Raw genomic sequence first — 17,199 nt, forward strand, 5'->3', positions numbered from 1 at the left:
AAACAGACGATTCTGCCTTGGGGCGTTGGGTTCAGCGGCTCGGGAGCGGATCGGCAAGGGCCGCCTGCATCATCTCGCGCACCCGGCCTTCCATCAGCTTGGCCGTTTCCTTGCGGTTGGAACCCTTGGCAAAGGCGATCGGCTCGCCGAAATGCACCTCGACGTCGAGCGCGCCCTCGGCCATCAGCACCTTGAGATGCGGCATCAGGTCCTCATCGCCGATCCAGGCTGCGATCGGGCGGTGACGGCGGCCCAGCGGCACGCCGTGCAGGCGCGTATAGGCGATCGCAACGGGCTGGATGAAGACCTGCTCGGCCGCGCCTTCGGAAATGGCCATCGAGGCGGCGCCGAACAGGGTGCTTTTGAAGGGCAGGACGACATTGCCGTCACCGGTCGAGCCCTCGGCGAACAGCACCATGGCATCGCCCTTGGCCATGCGTCTGGCGATCTCGCTGGCCTGATCGCCAGACGAACGCTTGCGTTCGCGCTCGATGAAAACAGTGCGCTGCAGTTTCGACAGCATGCCGATCAGCGGCCAGCCTTCCATGTCGGCTCGGGCGATGAATTTCACATCGGCAAAGGAGCCCAGCACCATGATGTCGGTCCAGGAGATGTGGTTCGAGGCAACCAGCAAGGGGCGTTTGTCGGACAGTGCCCCCCTGACATGGATACGCATGCCGAGCGCCCGGATGATCAGCCGGTGCCAGATTTTGAGGATGAAGGTTTCCGGCCACCAACCGGTCTTCATCGACAGGATCTGCAGCGGCACGAAAACCAGCGACCCAGCGACGACGAGGCCCAGCGCCAGGAAAATCCTGATTTTCTTGATCATCGCCCTACCATTACAGCGCCGCGCGTCCTCTTGGACGCGCAAAGGACGCTGTAACACCTTAATTCTGGCGCATGATCCTCTCCGAAATCGGATTCGATTTTCGGGATCATGCGGTCCCTGGCTAGCGAAGATCGCGGCGCATGACAAGCGCCCCAGTCGGCCCGCGATCGGGCGACTTGTAGTAATCCGGACGCTTGCCGACTTCCCGAAAACCCAACCGACGATAGAGAGCGATCGCCGCGGCATTGGTCTCATCGACCTCGAGGAACAAGGCTTCGGCGCGCTGCGAATGCAATTCGCGCAGCACTGCGTCCATCAGCTGCCAGCCCAGCCCCTGGCGGCGATGCGACCGTGCCACCGCGACGGTCAGGATTTCACCCTCGCCCGCGGCCAGCCGGGCGAGGACGAAGCCGACAGGCGGCTTGGCGCCCTGCCCGGTTTCGCGCGCGGCATAGCCGAACACGGTGTCCTGTTCGAGCAAGGCGGCGAACTCGCCATCGGTCCAGGGGCGGACAAAATCCTCGCGGTGCAGCAGCGAGACCGCGGCGCTGTCGGTGATCCTGAGCGGCTCGAGCGCGTAGTCCCGGCGACGTGGCTGAAGAAAAGGTATGCGCATCAATTCTCGTTTTCTCGTCTGACCATGAGCTCTGGACAAACGGAACCGTTTGTCCGCGAAAACCGGCTCCCACTTTTCGGGATCATGGTCTTTGCCTCGAAAGTATGAACCCGGCCTGCGGCTTGGCATCGGCATCGCGCAGATAAAGCGGCTTCGGCCGTTCGCCCTGCCCCTTTGCGGCAGCCAGCCGGGCGTAGGTGAGAATGTCGGCGGTGGCCGCCCGAGGCCCGATGTCGAAGGTACGGGCGGCCGCGTCAGCGATCAGCGTCGCTGCCGTGCCGGCGAGCACCGCGAAACGTTCCGTCGCCATCGTCACCGCCTCCGCAAGCGTGGCCACGGCCGGACCGTAAGTCAACACTGACATTTCATCGTACAGTGCGGCATGGATTTCCTCGCGGCCGGCATCAAGCGCCACCAGCACGGCGCGGCCAGGAAAGGCACTGGCCGCCTCGGCGGCCAGTGCCTCAAGGGTCGTCACCCCGATTGCCGGCAGCTTGAGCGCCAGCGCCAGGCCACGCGCGGTCGACACGCCGACGCGCAGGCCGGTGAAGGAACCCGGACCGACAGAGACGGCAATGGCGCCAAGCCCGGCGTAGTCGGTCGCGCCGGTCTTCAACGCGTCAGCGATGACGGCCATCAGGTGCTCGGCATGACCCTTGCCCAGATCAAGCACCGAGCGGCCAAGCTCCAGCCCAGCCGCCGCGTCGTAGACGCAGGCGGCGCAGAGGCTGGCGGCACAGTCGATGGCGAGAACTTTCATGAAACGACCGGTTCGAGAAGCAATTCCCTGTGCCCGCCATAGCGCGCAACCGCAAGTGTATAGTGCATAATTTGTTAAGCGGCTTCGGTTTGGCCTGGCAGAAGAGCTTATGCCGCCGGCCCTATGCGCAGCATGTGGTTGTCCCAGACATAGTCCGGCTCCGTCCGCGTGGCACCACCGCCCTCGATGATCTCGCCGGCGCCCGTGGTGGCCATGAACCCTGCCCCGTCGGGCGCCACGCCGCAGACCTCGACCAGCGCGCTGGAGGAGACGATCCGGCCGCTGCCCGCATCGATCACGACAAGCGAATTGCCTTCCGGCGAGGAGACGGCGACGGTGCCGGCACCAGGATTGGCGGCGACCGAGCCGATATAGTTGCGGAAACCGGACAGCACATCCCGCGGCATGTCGAGCAATGCCAACTCCTTGCCCCGCGCGGCGCGACCGACCAGAAGCGGACGATCGGTGCCGGAGCCCCTGTATTGGCAGCCGAACCAGACGGTGCCGGTCTGGTCGATATCCATGTGGCGGATGGACAATTGGTGGAGAGCGGCCGGCAGTTCATGCTTTTCGATCAGGTCGCCGGTGACGCGGTCGACCAGCACATAGGAAGGCTTCATGGTGGCAATGTTGAGCTCGGCGCGTCCATAGTCTGGATGGGTCTCGATGCCGCCATTGGCGACCGCGATCGTCTTGCCGTCGCCCAGCAGAAGAAGTTCGTGCGGGCCCATGCCGTAGGTCGGGAATTCGCCGATGCGATTGAATTTCGCCCGCGCGTCATAGACGCCGACCACGCCAGCGGCGTTGTCGAAGTCGTTCTCGGTGGCGTAGAGCAGAGCGCCGTCGGGCGAGAAGACACCATGACCGAAGAAGTGCCGGCCCGCGATGCTGGCGATGGTCCGCGGGGCGTCGCGCCCGGCGTGATCGAAAACCACGGCGAAGGTGCCGGGCTGGCGGGCGAAAACCACCGAACGCTTCGATATCGGATCGAAGGTGACGTCATGACCGCGATCGGGCAGGTCGATCGCATGCAGCACCTTGCCGGCCTCGGACAGAACGGCGGCACCAAAACTGCCGTCGCGCTTGACGAAGGCGGTGGCGAACACGGCATCCGCCGCGAGCGTATTTGCCCAGGCCGAGGGCGTCACGGCGGCGGCAAAGCCAATGCCGGCGGCCCTCAAGAAATCGCGGCGGTCGATGAGAGGCGTTTTCAAGACATGGCCCTCCCCTGCACTGGCCGGCTCCAAGACATGGTAATTTTTAGGGATCGGAGCTGACGCTTGGCACCTGCCGATTCTTCGAATGACTCATCGCAGACGTTGGAAGTTGGCCGAAGCCTCCGGAACTTCGTCATCCTTGGGCGGAGCAGGAGCGTAGCTCCGTCGCGGAGACCCAAGGATCCATGCCGTGACTTTCGCCGAGGAATGCAGCAGAGTAGAATTCTGAACCGTTGCAAGGCCTTGCGGTCACGGCATGGATCCTGGGATCTACGCCGCGTCGCTTCGCTCCTTGCTTCGCCCCAGGATGACGAAGCTATGGGCGTTTCGGCCAATCTCAAGGTCACGCTCAGTCTCCATCCAGCGACGAGAAGCCGGCGGTCAGGCCGAATTCGGCGGTCAGCCTGGTGCCGATCAGGGTCGACAGGCTGGAGGTGATCAGGGCGAGATGCTCGAGTTTTTCGCGCAGCGCCGGATCGGCGAGCGCCTTGTCGATCGGACCCTGGACGGCCTTGGCGGTCGCAACGCCGTTGAGCAGCTGGATGTGGATCGACTCTGCCATCCAGCGCGCATCCGGCGGCAGCGCGTTGCCGAGCTTCGACACCTGGAACAGCGCATCGATGCCGGCCAGATTTCCGGCCAGCGCGTTGGCGGTGTTCTGCGAACGCCAGTAGATCGCCTGTTTTGGCTTGTCGGCCTCGGGCTTGGCGCCCAGAAAACCCTTCAGGCGCACATCGCGGACCATTTCCAGTTCGTTGATCAAGACGCCGACCAGTTCGGTCACCGCCTCGTTACCATCGCGATAGAGCGTGTTTTGCGGCCCCGGATTGGCCCACAGTGCCGCGAATCCATCTGGTTTGTCCCAGGCCGCGCTGACGTCCGCGGCGATGGTTTCGATGTTGCCGGCGACAGCCGCCCCGTAAGCGCAGCGATAGGATTCAGCCTTGCCCGTCAAGGCGTCGGCGCCGTCGCCGTAGAGCACGAATTCCAGCGCCCCGAGCCCCTGCATGGCAACGCTCTTGCCGGCAAGCTGGACAGGATCGGTGGCAGCGGGATCCTTGTCCGACAACGCCGCCTGCACCTGTTTCAGGCCGATGCTCTTGCGATCCGGCCAGAACAGCATGCGCTCCAGCCTGTTGTTCTCCTTGATCGGCCCGAAACCGATGATCTCGGCCGATGACCAGGCGTAGACGGTAGCCGAGAACGCGGCTCGCGCCGCTTCAAGGTCCGCTTGCGAGGGTGCCTCGCAAAGCTTGTGCATGGCTTTGGCGAGGGCTTTCGCATGCTGGTGCAGGTCCTCATATGCCGGGCGGACAAAGCCGTCGATCGCGCGCTGGATGACATCAGAGGCTTTCACCGCGGCCGATGCGGGCAAGGCGCCCAGCAGAACCAGCGGAAGAACGAGAACCAGCGCGAAACGCTTCGCCATCAGAGTGACTCCAGAAATTTGACCAATGCATCGCGCTCGGTGGCGCTGGTGGCGGCAAAGCGGTCGCGCGCCTTCTGCGCCTCGCCGCCATGCCACAAGATGGCCTCGACCAAAGTGCGCGCACGGCCATCGTGCAGATAGAAGGAATTGCCGTTGACCATTTCAGTGAGGCCGATGCCCCATAGCGGCGGCGTGCGCCACTCATTGCCAGTCGCATCGCCCACAGCCTGGCCGTCGGCAAGATCCGGCCCCATGTCGTGCAGCAGGAAATCGGAATAAGGCCAGATCAACTGGAACGCCTGCGGCTTGTCAGGTGCATCGCGACGGGTAACGAATTTCGGCGTGTGACAGGCAACGCAGCCGATTTCATAAAAGACCTTCTTGCCGGCGAGCACCTCAGGCGAGGCGAGGTCGCGTCGCGCCGGCACCGCCAGGTTGCGCGAATAGAAGGTGACGAGATCCATCACCGGCGCCGGCGCCTCGACCGGGCCGAGGCGCGCCTGCACGCCGTTGGGCATGGCGAGGCACTTTTCCTGCGCGGCGGTGCAATCGCCCCAGTGTTTCGGCGCCTCCGGCGTCGAGATGCCGATATCGCCGGCAAAGGCATCGGCGGCCTGCTGGCGGATCGACGCGGTCTGCGCCTTCCAGCCGAAACGGCCAAGCGTCAGCTCGCCGCTCAGGCCATCACGCACGATGTTGGGCTTGCCGGAAATACCATCGCCATCCCTGTCGTCAGGGTCGGCACGGGCCAGAATGTCGGCCGGCGCGATCTGTTCGATGAGGCCGAGGCCGATCATCGGCGGCGTCAGGCGCGGCGACAGCGTGGTGTGCGGATCGAGCGGCCCGTAGCCGAGATCATCGATCGTATAGGCGGGTTTGCGCAGTAAAACCGCGGTGCCGTCCGGCAGTTCCACCTTCCGTTCCCGATAGTCGACACGCATCCTGCCCTCACCCCTGAGACCAGGCACGGCCAGTTGCTGCAATTGCGTGCCATAGACCGGGTCTGGAAGGTTGAGCAGCCGGTGGTCGGCGAGCGCCGCCTTTTCTTCCGCGCTGCTGGCATCGCGCGCCAGCCGCAGGAACATCGAGGTGGTGCCAACATCGGCTTGCGGCGGCCGTCCGCGTCCATCCTTCAGATGGCAGTTCTGGCAAGCGCGTTCGTTGAACAAGGGTCCGAGCCCATCCGATGCCTGCGTCGAGGACGGCGACGAGACCCAGTTCTTGCGGAAAAGCGCATTGCCGAGCTTGAAGGTGCCTTCTTCCTCGAAGCTGATGTTGGCCGAAGATTGCGAGAAGGAATCACGGCTGATGTCTTTCCGCGAGGTGCCGGCGCCACCTTGCATCAGTTCGAAAGGCTCGGGCTTGGAAAAATCCGTGGTCGGCCTGGTAATGGCTGTGACGCGCACCTGATCCTTGGCATTAAGGTCGGTGCGCGTGGTGGCGAGACCGGCGGGTAGAAGGTCGCCGGCGATGGCAGAAGTGGTCAGCGCCAGCATCAGAATAATGCCGTGCCGACCAGCCGATATGGCTGGCATTTTCCGGAGGCGCGGCGGGCCCTTGGCCCGCCGCAAGCGGCGCAGGACGTCTAAGAGGCGCCGCATTCCCGCATATCCTTAGTCTGCCTCGTCCGCCGGTGCGGCGTTGAGCTGGCCGTACTTTTCCTCACCGATCGAGGCCAGCAGGTCGAGCTGCGTCTCGAGGAAGTCGATATGGCTTTCCTCGTCGGCGAGCAGTTCCTCGAACAGTTTCATCGTCACGTAGTCGCCCGCTTCCTCGCAGATTTCGCGCGAGCGCTTATACGCAGTGCGCGCGTCATATTCACCGGCCAGGTCGGATTCGAGCACTTCCTTGACGTTCTGGCCGATGCGCAGCGGCGCCACGGACTGCAGGTTGGGATGGCCTTCAAGGAAGATGATGCGGGCGACGAGCTTGTCGGCGTGGTGCATCTCCTCGATCGATTCCGCCCGCTCCTTCTTGGCCAGCTTGGCGTATCCCCAATCCTCGAGCAGGCGGAAATGCACCCAATACTGGTTGACGGCGCCGAGCTCCAGAAAGAGAGCCTCGTTAAGCCGCTCGATGATCTGTGGTTCGCCTTTCATGGGTCCTGCTCCCGTATTGGACGCGCAGGCCTCTGACGCGATCCAGATGTGAAACGATGTCCACGCCGCTTGCCTGCGAGCGGGCGTGGTAGTTCTCGGTGACCCGAATGATCGTTTCGACCACATTTGGGAAGCAGCCGCAACAGCGACCCCGTTTGTGCATGGCGTGATAGACCTTTGCCGGCACGATGAGCTGCCAGGGATCCTGATCCAGCAGGCCGATGATCGTCTGCTCGATCTCCTTCTCGGTGATGATGTTGCAATGGCAGATCAGCATTTCGTCGCTCTGGCTGACGGCGCTCCGATGCGCCGTTTGGCTGGGGGCTTACTTGAACACCTTGTCGGGCGCGTCGAGACTGTCGGAGCCTTCGAAGGCGATGTTGTTCAGCTTCAAGGCGCCGACGGCGCGTTCGATCGACTTGGTCTGGTCGATCAATGCGTCGATTGCCGCCTGCACGGTGGCATTGCCCGCCGTATTGCCCTCGGCGATCTGCTGGTCGTAGGCCTCGCCGGCCAATGCCCGTGCCTTGATGGCTTCCATCTTGGCGACCGAAACATCGAACTTGTCGGACAGTTCCTTGTCGATTGCCGGATCCGCTGCCTTGACCATGTCGTGCACCGAGGGACCCGAAACGACGGTACCATCCAGCCGTGTGTAGCTGGCGTGATAGGCGGCGCGAATGCCGACTGCATCATAGAGATGAGAATTGTAGGTGTTGTCGGAGAAGCAGTCATGCTCCTCTTCGGGATCGTGCAGCAGCAGGCCGAGCTTCATGCGCTCGCCGGCCAGTTCGCCGTAGGAGAGCGAGCCCATGCCGGTGAAGATGATCGAGATCGCGGTGTTCGGCTCGCCATCGACGAGGTTCTTGCGCGCGGCGCCGTCTTCCTTCCAGTCATTGACCATCTTCTGCAGGTCGGAGACCAGAAGGTCAGTTGCCGATTTCAGGTACTGTGCGCGGCGGTCGCAATTGCCGCCGGTGCAGTTCTTGAGGTCGTAATCCGTATAGGGACGCTCGCCGGCGCCTGGACCGGTGCCATGCAGATCCTGGCCCCAGAGCAGGAACTCGATGGCGTGATAGCCGGTAGCGACGTTGGCCTCGATACCGCCGGCTTGCTGCAAGGTCCCGGAGAGGAATTCCGGCGAAAGCGTCGAGGCGTCGATCTTCTTGCCGTTGATTTCGATCTCCTTGTTGGCGATCACATTGGCGGTGTAGAGAGAATTCGCGTCCGATTCCGTGCCGTAGCTCTTGGCGACATAGTCGATCAGGCCTTCGTCCAGCGGCCAGGAATTCACCTCGCCCTCCCAGTCGTCGACGACCTTGTTGCCGAAGCGATAGACCTCGGTCTGCTGGTAGGGCACGCGCGCCGCCTTCCAGGCGTCGCGGGCGGCATTGAGCGTTTCCGCCGACGGGTTGGCCAGCAGCACGTCGACCGCCTTGTCCAGCGTCCGCGCCGTGGTTAGCGAATCCTCGTACTTGGCAAGCGCGATGTCGGAATAGGTCTTGATCACCGCCTTCGCATCGGTTTGCGCCTTTGCAGGCAGCACGAACACCGCCGCCGTCAGCAGCGCCGTGGCGCCGATCGCCACAAGCCTGCCGCCATATCGTGCCGTCATTATCGCTCTCCAGTTTCTCGGGAATTCCGCAAACGGCGCGCGCGGCAACCGGCACCAGGCCGTGTGCATGCCACCGGCCGCAAGATATGCCGCGCTGCCGCGCGGCTCAGGGAAGAAAGACACCAAAATGCCTCCAATCGAACGGGTTCAAGGCCCAGACATCAAAGGGATGCGCCAATGCGCAAGCTTCCTTAAAACTTCGAGTTCGATGGAGTCAACGGAAATTGCTGAAAAACCTAATCGAAACAACAGTTTAGAATTATTCTAAACTACAACTGTCAACTTTACGCGTTCCCCTGCACCGGCTTTGCGGCCGAACTGTACGATTGACAGTCGCCATCCCGGGTGCGACCCGCAGACATTCTCTTGCGGCGGTGCCAGGCAATTGCCACTTGGCGAGGCGTCCTAGGATCGAATCGGGATCGGAATGCGATGAAGAACGGCGTGGTCATTGTCGGTGCGGGTCATGCGGGCGTGCAGGCGGCCGCCAGTCTGCGCGAGGATGGCTATGATGGGCCGGTGATCCTGGTGGGCGACGAGAACGAACTGCCCTATCACAAGCCGCCGCTGTCGAAGACTTTCATCAAAGATGCCACGGCCAAGCCGCAGCCCTTGCGCGGCGAAGCCTTCTACACCGGCAGCGCCATCGACTACCGGCCGGGCATCCGGATCGAGCGCATCGATACCGGCCGCGGCAGTCTCGACATCGCTGGCGGTGGCGCACTTGCCTTCGACCATCTGATCCTGGCGACCGGATCGCGCCCGCGTGCCTTGCCATTACCCGGCGCGGAGCTGTTCGGCGTGGTGTCGCTGCGCTCGCTGGCGGATGCCCGGCTGATCCGGGACTTGAGCGCGCACAGCGAAGATGTCGTTATTCTCGGCGGCGGCTTCATCGGACTGGAAATCGCCGCGACGCTTCGGGCGGCGGGCCGCACCGTCACCGTTGTCGAGGCGGTCGACCGGCTGCTTGGCCGCGCCGTGGCGCCGGTGGTGGCCAGCCATGTCCGGCAAAGGCTGGAAGCGACAGGCGTGCGCATCCTCACCGGCACCTCGATTGCAAGGCTCGAAGGCGAAGACGGCCATGTCACCGCCGCGATCACCACCTCAGGCGAAAGGCTGCCGGCGCGCATGGTCGTGGTGGGCATCGGTGCCGTGCCGAATGTCGAACTGGCGCAGGAAGCCGGCCTCACCATCGCCAACGGCATCCGCGTCGATCACCAGATGCGCAGCTCGGTACCGGATATCCTCGCCATCGGCGACGCCGCCTCGTACCGGCACTGGTTCACCGGCGGCGACGTGCGGCTGGAATCGGTGCAAAACGCCACCGACCAGGCGCGGCTCGCCGCGCGCACCATATCAGGCCACGCCGACGCTTATTCGGCGGTGCCATGGTTCTGGTCCGACATTGGCGACATGAAATTGCAGATGGTCGGGCTGACATCAGGCGGCGACAGCCATGTCGTGCTCGGTGACCTGCCCGACAACAAGTTCTCGATCTACCACTACGCGGGAGATCGGTTGCTCGGCATCGAATCCGTCAACCGCCCCGGCGATCACATGCTTGGCCGCAAGATGCTCGGCGCCGGCTTCTCGCCGACACCGCAGACGGTGGCCACGGGTCCCGAAGGGCTGAAGGCGGCTCTGGCTGCCTTTCAGCAGGATGAGCTGGCAAGAGCTGCGGGATAGCCGCCCTCCCCTTGTGGGAGGGTCGCTGCGAAGCAGCGGCGGGGTGGGTCGGCGCCAAGCCCCCCGCCCGGACCTGCGGTCCGACCTCCCCACGAGGGGGAGGTAACGTGGTTCAGGCGGCGCAGACTTCGCGGATCGAGCTTTCCAGAATGTCGAGCGCTTCGTTCATGACTTCGTCCTGAATGGTGATCGGCGCCAGGAAGCGGATGACGTTGCCGTAGACGCCGCAGGTCAACAGGATCAGACCCTTGTCGAGCGCCTTCAGCCGGATCGCGTTGGCGATCTCGGCCGACGGCAGGCCCTTCTTGACGTCATTGAACTCAACCGCGTTCATGAAGCCCAGACCCCTGATGTCGACGATCTCGGGCACGTCGTCACGGATCGACTGCAGACGCTGCTTGAGCCGCGCACCCAGCGTGTTGGCGCGGTCGCAGAGCTTTTCGTCCTCGATGACATCCAGGACGGCGTGTGCCGCGGCGACGCCGATCGGGCTGCCGCCATAGGTGCCGCCGAGCCCGCCGGGGCTGGGCGCATCCATGATCTCGGCACGGCCGGTGACCGCCGCAAGCGGGAAGCCGCCGGCCAGGCTCTTGGCCATGGTGGTGATGTCGGCCGCCACCTCGTGATGGTCCATGGCGAACATCCTGCCGGTGCGGGCAAAGCCGGTCTGCACTTCGTCGGCGATGAGCAGCATGCCGTGCTGATCGCAGAGCTTGCGTAGCGCCGTCAGGAGTTCACGCGGCGCGTCGTAGAAGCCGCCCTCGCCCTGAACGGGCTCGATGATGATCGCGGCGACGCGGGCCGGATCGACATCCGCCTTGAACAGCTTGTCGAGTGCCGCCAGCGAATCGGCGACCGAGACGCCATGCAGTTGCACGGGGAACGGCACGTGGTAGACGTCGCCCGGCATGGCGCCGAAGCCAACCTTGTAGGGCACGACCTTGCCGGTCAGCGCCATGCCCATGAAGGTGCGGCCGTGGAAGCCGCCGCCGAAGGCGATGACGGCCTGGCGGCCGGTGGCGTTGCGAGCGATCTTGATGGCATTCTCCACCGCCTCGGCGCCGGTGGTGACGAAGATCGTCTTCTTCTCGAACTTGCCGGGCAGCATGGCGTTCAGCCGTTCGGCCAGCCGCACATAGCTCTCGTAAGGCACGACCTGGTGGCAGGTGTGGGTGAAGCGGTCGAGTTGCGCCTTGACCGCCTCGATCACCCTGGGATGGCGATGGCCGGTGTTGACGACGGCGATGCCCGAGGAGAAGTCGATATAGCGGCGGCCCTCGACATCCCAGATCTCCGAATTCTCGGCCCGGTCGGCGTAGATTTGCGTGGTCATGCCGACGCCGCGCGAGATCGACTGGTTCTTGCGTTCGGAAATGGCGGAGTTCTTCATCATATCCCTCACCGGGCCGGCGCCCGTTCTGTTTGATGCCGTTGAGTTCCCTTCTGGCCTTATTTCAGGTTTTCCTCAAGCCGGCACCATCGCAGGGTCGATTGGGCCTGACTTAACCAGTCCGGCGATACGTCTACGAGACCGGTTTCCTTTTTTCCGGGATCGACTATCCTCCTGACTATCCGCGAGGGACCGCGATCAGCGACCGGCGCGCGGCCGAGGGGAGCCATGAGCAGGAACGTGACATCGTCCGTCTCGCCGCCATCCGCCAAAACTCCTAGCCTTTTGTCTTTTCCAGCCGCTTCAATTCTCGCCTGCACGGCCCTGGCGCTGCTCGCCGGTTGCCAAAAGCAGGCGGCGGCGGAAAAGAAGCTGCCGGTCATGGTACGCACCGAAACGGTGGCGATGGCCGACTATGCGCCGAGAACCTCGCTGACCGGGGTGATCGCGGCGCGCACGCTGAACAATCTTTCGTTCCGGGTTGGCGGACGCGTCGCCGAGCGGCTTGTCGATGTCGGCCAGCATGTCGATCAGGGGACAGTGCTTGCCCGCATCGATCCGCAGGAGCAGGAATCCGATCTGCGATCGGCGCAGGCCGATCTCGATGCCGCGCAGGCGCAACTGACCCAGGCCGCGGCCACTTTCGAGCGGCAAAAGACGCTGCTTGCCCAGGGCTTCACCACCAGGCGCGATTATGACGCGGCCGACCAGGCACTGAAGGTGGCGCAAGGCAGCGTCGATGCCGCGCAGAGCGCGCTCGCCAATGCCCGGCAGAACCTGTCTTTCACCGAACTCAAGGCCGGTGCCGCCGGCGTGATCACCGCCCGCCAGGTCGAAGCCGGCCAGGTGGTGCAGGCGGCGCAGACCGTCTTCACCGTTGCCGAGGACGGTGACCGCGACGCCGTGTTCAACGTGCAGGAGACGCTGGTCGCCAGGACGCCGGCCTCGCCGGCGGTGACGATCACGCTGTTATCCGATCCGCAGGTCAGAGCAACGGGCAAGGTGCGCGAGATCTCACCGGCGGTCGACCCGGCTTCGGGCTCGATAAGGGTCAAGGTAGCCATTCCCGAGACGCCCGCCGGCATGCCGCTGGGGGCGGCCGTCATCGGCTCGGTCGGCGCCAAGCCGGCGAAGGCGATCCTGTTGCCCTGGCAGGCCCTGACATCCAGCTCCGGCAAGCCGGCGGTCTGGATCGTCGATCCCGCGACCAAGGCAGTCGCGACGACGCCGGTCGAGGTGCTGGCGTTCGATTCGGGTACCGTCGTCATTGCCAAGGGACTGAGCGAGGGCCAGAGCGTCGTTACGTCAGGCGGGCAATTGCTCAACCCCGGCCAGACAGTCGAAATATCGGGAGCAGCGCAATGAAGCGGCTCCTGCTTGGCCTTGCCGCGCTTGGCACGCTCGCAGCCTGTTCGAAATCGGAGGAAAAACCGCCGGAGATCGTCCGGCCGGTGCTGTCGGTCGTGGTCGAGCCGCGCACCACCCAGATCTTCGGTTTCGCCGGCTCGGTTGAACCGCAGGTCAGTGCCGATCTTGCCTTCCGACTGCTCGGTCGCGTCGTCTCGCGTGACGTCAAGGTCGGCGACATCGTCAGCAAGGGCACGACGATCGCGGCACTCGATCCAACCGCGCTGGAGCTGGCCGTCCAGGCGGCCAGGGCCGAACTCTCCAATGCGCAGGCGCAGTTCGCCAATGCCGCGGCCAGCGAGGAGCGCCAGCGCCAGTTGCTCACCTCGGCCAACACGTCGCAGTCTGTCTTCGATGCCGCGCAGCAGGCACGCAAAGCCGCGGAAGCCAGCGTCGAGCGGGCCAAGGCTTCGCTGGCCAAGTCCCAGGAGCAGCTCGGCTACGCCAGGCTGTTCTCGGATTTCGACGGCGTCGTCACCGCCGTCGGCGCGGAGGTCGGCCAAACCGTCTCGCCGGGCCAGACGGTCGTCACCGTGGCACGCTCGGACCCGCGTGAAGCGGTTGTCGATATTCCCGACCAGTTGACCGGCGATCTCTCGGCCGACACGCCCTTCCAGGTCATCTTGCAGTCGCTGCCGACAATCCAGACAGAGGCCAAGCTGCGCGAGATCGCGCCCCAGTCCGAGGGCTCGACCCGCACCCGGCGCGTCAAGCTGACGCTCACCAATCCGCCGCAAGCCTTCAGGCTCGGCTCGACGGTAACCGCGACCCGGATGACCAAGGTCGTACCAACGATCGAACTGCCCATCTCGGCGCTGCTCGAAAAAAACGGTTCTGAAAAAGTGTGGATCGTCGATCCAAAGACGTCGAGCGTGAGCGCGCGCGATATCAAGGTCGCTTCGAAGTCTGGAGGCACCTTCACCGTGGCGGACGGGCTCGAAGCCGGCATGCGCGTCGTCACCGCCGGCGTTCACAGCCTCGTCGACGGCCAGAAGGTCAAAGTGCCCGCGGGAGGGGCCTCATGAAGGGCTTCAACCTCTCCGACTGGGCGCTCAACCACCGCTCGCTGGTCTGGTATTTCATGCTGGTCTTCGTGGTGGCCGGCGTATTTTCCTATCTCAATCTCGGCCGCGAGGAAGACCCCAACTTCACCATCAAGACCATGATCATCCAGGCCAACTGGCCGGGTGCCTCGGTCAAGGAGACGGTGCAGCAGGTGACCGATCGCATCGAGAAAAAGCTCGAGGAGCTTGACAGCCTCGACTTCACCAGATCCGTCACCACCGCCGGCCAGACCGTCATCTTCGTGAACCTGAAGGACACCACCAAGGCTCGCGACGTCGTGCCGAACTGGCTTCAGGTGCGCAACATGGTCAACGACATCAAGGCGCAATTTCCGCAAGGCGTGCAGGGACCGTTCTTCAACGACCGCTTCGGCGATGTCTACGGCAACATCTATGCCTTCACGTCAGACGGGCTGACGCCACGCCAGTTGCGCGACTATGTGGAGGATGTCAGGACCAAGATCCTGACCGTGCCCAATGCCGGCAAGGTCGATCTGGTCGGCGCGCAGGACGAGGCCATCTATCTCGAATTCTCGACGCGCCAGATAGCGGCGCTTGGCCTCAACCAGCAGCAAATCGTCGCCAGCCTGCAGGCCCAGAATGCGATCACCCCGTCCGGCGTCATTCAGTCCGGGCCGGAGCGCATCAGCGTGCGCGTCGGCGGCCAGTTCACCTCCGAGGAGAGCCTGCGCGCGATCAACCTGCGCGTCAACGATCGGTTCTTCCGGCTGAGCGACGTGGCGACGATCACGCGCGGTTATGCCGACCCGCCGACGGCCTTGTTCCGCTTCAACGGCCAGAACGCGATCGGGCTTGCCATCGGCATGAAGCCCAACGCCAATCTGCTCAAATTCGGCGAGGCGCTGCATGAGGAGATGAACAAGGTGCTGGCCGACCTACCGGTCGGCGTCGGCGTGCATCTGGTGGCCGACCAGCCCGTCATCGTCGAGGAGGCGGTCTCAGGGTTCACGCGTGCGCTGTTCGAGGCGGTGGCGATCGTGCTTGCCGTCTCGTTCATCAGCCTTGGCATGCGCGCCGGCTTCGTGGTGGCGCTGTCGATCCCGCTGGTGCTGGCCATCACCTTCACGGTCATGGAGTATCTGGGGATATCGCTGCAGCGCATTTCGCTCGGCGCTCTGATCATCGCGCTCGGGCTGCTGGTCGACGACGCGATGATCGCGGTCGAAATGATGGTGGCGCGGCTGGAGGTCGGCGACAGCCTGCGCAAGGCGGCGACCTATGTCTACACCTCGACCGCCTTCCCGATGCTGACCGGCACGCTGGTGACGGTCGCGGGCTTCATCCCGATCGGGCTCAACTCGAGTGCTGCCGGCGAATATACCTTCACCTTGTTCGTCGTCATCGCGGTGTCGCTGCTGGTGTCATGGATCGTGGCGGTGCTGTTCGCGCCGCTGCTCGGCGTGACCATCCTGCCGGCGACGATGAAGACCAAGCATCATGACCAGCCAGGACGCTTCACGTCGCTGTTCCGGCGCGTCCTTGTCGGCTCGGTGCGCCATCACTGGCTGACGATCATCGTGACCGTGCTTCTGTTCGCCGCCTCGATCGCCGGCTTCGGCCTGGTGCAGCAGCAGTTCTTCCCACCTTCCGACCGGCCGGAGCTGATCGTCGATTGGAACCTGCCACAGAACTCCTCGATTACCGAGACGCGCGACCAGATGGAGCGCTTCGAACAGCGGGCGCTGGTCGGCAATCCCGACATCGATCATTTTTCGTCCTATATCGGTCAGGGCGCCGTGCGCTTCGTGCTGGCCTATGACGTGCAGCCGGCCAATCCCTATTTCGGCCAGACGGTGATCGTCACCAAGAGCATCGAGGCGCGCAACCGGGTGAAGCCGGCGCTGGAGAAGCTGCTGCGCGCGGAGTTTGTCGGCACCGACGCTTTTGTCAAGCCGCTTGAACTCGGACCGCCGGTCGGGCGGCCTGTGCAGTACCGCGTCGGCGGCCCCGACATCCAGACGGTGCGAGAACTGGCACAGCAATTCGCCGGCGTGATCTCGGTCAATCCGAAACTCGCGGCGCCGACTTTCGACTGGAACGAACCGCAGCGTGTGCTGAGGGTCGACGTGCTGCAGGACAAGGCGCGCCAACTCGGCATCACCTCGTCCGACATCGCCAGCACGCTGAACAGCACGGTGGGCGGCGCGACGATCACGCAGGTGCGTGACGCGACGTACCTGATCAACGTCGTGGCTCGCTCGCGCGAGGCCGAGCGCGGCTCGATCGAAACGCTGCAAAACATCCAGTTGCCGACCGGAAATGGCGAGGCGATCCCACTCGCCGCGGTGGCCAATTTTCGCTACGATCTGGAGCAGCCCACCGTGTGGCGACGCGACCGCATCCCGACCATCACCGTGCGCGCCGGCTTGGTCGGCGACGTGCTGCCGGCGACCGTCGTCAACGAGTTGAAACCGTCGGTCGACGCCTTCATCGCCAAGCTGCCGGCCGGCTATTCGGTCGAGACCGCCGGCTCCGTCGAGGAAAGCGCCAAGAGCCAGGGGCCGATCGCGGCCGTGGTGCCGCTGATGCTGTTCGTCATGGCGACCATCCTGATGGTGCAGCTGCAGAGCTTCCAGCGCCTGTTCCTGGTGGTGGCGGTGGCGCCGCTCGGGCTGATCGGCGTGGTCGCGGCCCTGGTGCCAAGCGGAGCGCCGCTCGGCTTCGTCGCCATTCTCGGCGTCTTGGCGCTGATCGGCATCCTGATCCGCAACTCGGTGATCCTGATCGTGCAGATCGAGGATCTTGTCGCCGAGGGCAGGGATCGCTGGGCCGCGGTCATCGAGGCAACGGAGCACCGCATGCGGCCGATCGCGCTGACGGCGGCCGCGGCCAGCCTGGCGCTGATCCCGATCGCGCGCGAAGTGTTCTGGGGGCCGATGGCCTATGCGATGATGGGCGGCATCATCGCGGGTACTGCGATCACGCTCTTGTTCCTGCCGGCGCTTTATGTGACGTGGTTCAGGATCAAGGAGCCGAAGCGGGAACAGGGCGGCGAAGTAGACCTCGCCGCTGTTGCGGAAACTTAAGCCGAGGTCGAGCTCCCTGGCGTGACGCGGAGAACTA

General features: G+C 64.2%; 15 protein-coding genes. 4 read left to right on the plus strand and 11 right to left on the minus strand.

Annotation, left to right across the window (positions count from 1 at the left end; translation table 11 throughout):
• Positions 1–31: 31 nt before the first annotated feature.
• From FJ543_RS27435 to FJ543_RS27475, 9 genes are all read right to left on the minus strand, one after another.
• Positions 32–832, minus strand: coding sequence for a 1-acyl-sn-glycerol-3-phosphate acyltransferase (locus FJ543_RS27435; protein ID WP_140722964.1), 801 nt, complete (start codon positions 830–832; stop codon positions 32–34).
• A gap of 121 nt (positions 833–953) precedes the next feature.
• Positions 954–1,448 (minus strand): ribosomal protein S18-alanine N-acetyltransferase, encoded by a 495-nt coding sequence (gene rimI, locus FJ543_RS27440; protein ID WP_015314021.1) that lies wholly within the window; start codon positions 1,446–1,448, stop codon positions 954–956.
• An 82-nt stretch (positions 1,449–1,530) separates the two neighbouring features.
• Complete coding sequence (gene tsaB / locus FJ543_RS27445) at positions 1,531–2,208, minus strand: tRNA (adenosine(37)-N6)-threonylcarbamoyltransferase complex dimerization subunit type 1 TsaB (RefSeq protein WP_140878294.1); 678 nt, start codon at positions 2,206–2,208, stop codon at positions 1,531–1,533.
• Between the two features lie 107 nt (positions 2,209–2,315).
• Complete coding sequence (locus FJ543_RS27450; RefSeq protein WP_140878296.1) at positions 2,316–3,422, minus strand: DUF1513 domain-containing protein; 1,107 nt, start codon at positions 3,420–3,422, stop codon at positions 2,316–2,318.
• Between the two features lie 352 nt (positions 3,423–3,774).
• A complete protein-coding gene (locus tag FJ543_RS27455) occupies positions 3,775–4,854 on the minus strand; it encodes an imelysin family protein (protein ID WP_140878298.1) in 1,080 nt (359 codons plus the stop codon).
• On the minus strand, positions 4,854–6,455 hold the full coding sequence (locus FJ543_RS27460) for a di-heme oxidoredictase family protein (RefSeq protein WP_140878300.1): 1,602 nt from the start codon (positions 6,453–6,455) through the stop codon (positions 4,854–4,856). Before FJ543_RS27460 ends, FJ543_RS27455 begins: the two co-directional genes overlap by 1 nt.
• A gap of 12 nt (positions 6,456–6,467) precedes the next feature.
• A complete protein-coding gene (bfr, locus tag FJ543_RS27465) occupies positions 6,468–6,953 on the minus strand; it encodes a bacterioferritin (RefSeq protein WP_015314026.1) in 486 nt (161 codons plus the stop codon).
• Positions 6,919–7,230: a (2Fe-2S)-binding protein gene (locus FJ543_RS27470; RefSeq protein WP_140614790.1), complete on the minus strand. Its 312-nt coding sequence runs from the start codon at positions 7,228–7,230 to the stop codon at positions 6,919–6,921. The genes bfr and FJ543_RS27470 overlap by 35 nt, the downstream gene beginning before the upstream one ends.
• Before the next feature lie 48 nt (positions 7,231–7,278).
• Entirely contained in the window at positions 7,279–8,568 is a 1,290-nt protein-coding gene (locus FJ543_RS27475; protein ID WP_140878302.1) for an imelysin family protein, read from the minus strand.
• A gap of 432 nt (positions 8,569–9,000) precedes the next feature.
• Here FJ543_RS27475 and FJ543_RS27480 point away from each other — a divergent pair, with 432 nt between their 5' ends.
• A complete protein-coding gene (locus tag FJ543_RS27480; protein ID WP_140714058.1) occupies positions 9,001–10,254 on the plus strand; it encodes an FAD-dependent oxidoreductase in 1,254 nt (417 codons plus the stop codon).
• Positions 10,255–10,366: 112 nt separating this feature from the next.
• On the opposite strand, the gene FJ543_RS27485 is transcribed toward FJ543_RS27480, so the two are convergent.
• Positions 10,367–11,644: a 4-aminobutyrate--2-oxoglutarate transaminase gene (locus FJ543_RS27485; protein ID WP_015314032.1), complete on the minus strand. Its 1,278-nt coding sequence runs from the start codon at positions 11,642–11,644 to the stop codon at positions 10,367–10,369.
• A 59-nt stretch (positions 11,645–11,703) separates the two neighbouring features.
• Complete coding sequence (locus FJ543_RS32035) at positions 11,704–12,027, minus strand: hypothetical protein (RefSeq protein ID WP_224585246.1); 324 nt, start codon at positions 12,025–12,027, stop codon at positions 11,704–11,706.
• Here FJ543_RS32035 and FJ543_RS27490 point away from each other — a divergent pair.
• The 3 genes from FJ543_RS27490 to FJ543_RS27500 are packed head-to-tail and all read left to right on the plus strand — an operon-like array spanning position 12,026 to position 17,162.
• Positions 12,026–13,009 carry an efflux RND transporter periplasmic adaptor subunit gene (locus tag FJ543_RS27490; RefSeq protein ID WP_246678888.1) on the plus strand — a complete coding sequence of 328 codons (984 nt, stop codon included), beginning with the start codon at positions 12,026–12,028 and terminating at the stop codon, positions 13,007–13,009. The genes FJ543_RS32035 and FJ543_RS27490 overlap by 2 nt on opposite strands.
• Positions 13,006–14,076 carry an efflux RND transporter periplasmic adaptor subunit gene (locus FJ543_RS27495; protein WP_140878306.1) on the plus strand — a complete coding sequence of 357 codons (1,071 nt, stop codon included), beginning with the start codon at positions 13,006–13,008 and terminating at the stop codon, positions 14,074–14,076. The genes FJ543_RS27490 and FJ543_RS27495 overlap by 4 nt, the downstream gene beginning before the upstream one ends.
• Positions 14,073–17,162, plus strand: coding sequence for an efflux RND transporter permease subunit (locus FJ543_RS27500; RefSeq protein WP_140878308.1), 3,090 nt, complete (start codon positions 14,073–14,075; stop codon positions 17,160–17,162). The genes FJ543_RS27495 and FJ543_RS27500 overlap by 4 nt, the downstream gene beginning before the upstream one ends.
• The last annotated feature ends 37 nt before the right edge of the window (positions 17,163–17,199 follow it).

This window comes from Mesorhizobium sp. B2-5-7 (assembly GCF_006440875.1).
Lineage (GTDB): Bacteria > Pseudomonadota > Alphaproteobacteria > Rhizobiales > Rhizobiaceae > Mesorhizobium > Mesorhizobium australicum.

Coding starts and splice junctions, on each gene's coding strand:
- FJ543_RS27435 (WP_140722964.1), bottom strand. CDS start 832: ATGATCAAGAAAATCAGGATTTTCCTGGCGCTGGGCCTCGTCGTCGCT.
- rimI (WP_015314021.1), bottom strand. CDS start 1,448: ATGCGCATACCTTTTCTTCAGCCACGTCGCCGGGACTACGCGCTCGAG.
- tsaB (WP_140878294.1), bottom strand. CDS start 2,208: ATGAAAGTTCTCGCCATCGACTGTGCCGCCAGCCTCTGCGCCGCCTGC.
- FJ543_RS27455 (WP_140878298.1), bottom strand. CDS start 4,854: ATGGCGAAGCGTTTCGCGCTGGTTCTCGTTCTTCCGCTGGTTCTGCTG.
- FJ543_RS27460 (WP_140878300.1), bottom strand. CDS start 6,455: ATGCGGCGCCTCTTAGACGTCCTGCGCCGCTTGCGGCGGGCCAAGGGC.
- bfr (WP_015314026.1), bottom strand. CDS start 6,953: ATGAAAGGCGAACCACAGATCATCGAGCGGCTTAACGAGGCTCTCTTT.
- FJ543_RS27470 (WP_140614790.1), bottom strand. CDS start 7,230: ATGCTGATCTGCCATTGCAACATCATCACCGAGAAGGAGATCGAGCAG.
- FJ543_RS27475 (WP_140878302.1), bottom strand. CDS start 8,568: ATGACGGCACGATATGGCGGCAGGCTTGTGGCGATCGGCGCCACGGCG.
- FJ543_RS27480 (WP_140714058.1), top strand. CDS start 9,001: ATGAAGAACGGCGTGGTCATTGTCGGTGCGGGTCATGCGGGCGTGCAG.
- FJ543_RS27485 (WP_015314032.1), bottom strand. CDS start 11,644: ATGAAGAACTCCGCCATTTCCGAACGCAAGAACCAGTCGATCTCGCGC.
- FJ543_RS27490 (WP_246678888.1), top strand. CDS start 12,026: ATGGTACGCACCGAAACGGTGGCGATGGCCGACTATGCGCCGAGAACC.
- FJ543_RS32035 (WP_224585246.1), bottom strand. CDS start 12,027: ATGACCGGCAGCTTCTTTTCCGCCGCCGCCTGCTTTTGGCAACCGGCG.
- FJ543_RS27495 (WP_140878306.1), top strand. CDS start 13,006: ATGAAGCGGCTCCTGCTTGGCCTTGCCGCGCTTGGCACGCTCGCAGCC.
- FJ543_RS27500 (WP_140878308.1), top strand. CDS start 14,073: ATGAAGGGCTTCAACCTCTCCGACTGGGCGCTCAACCACCGCTCGCTG.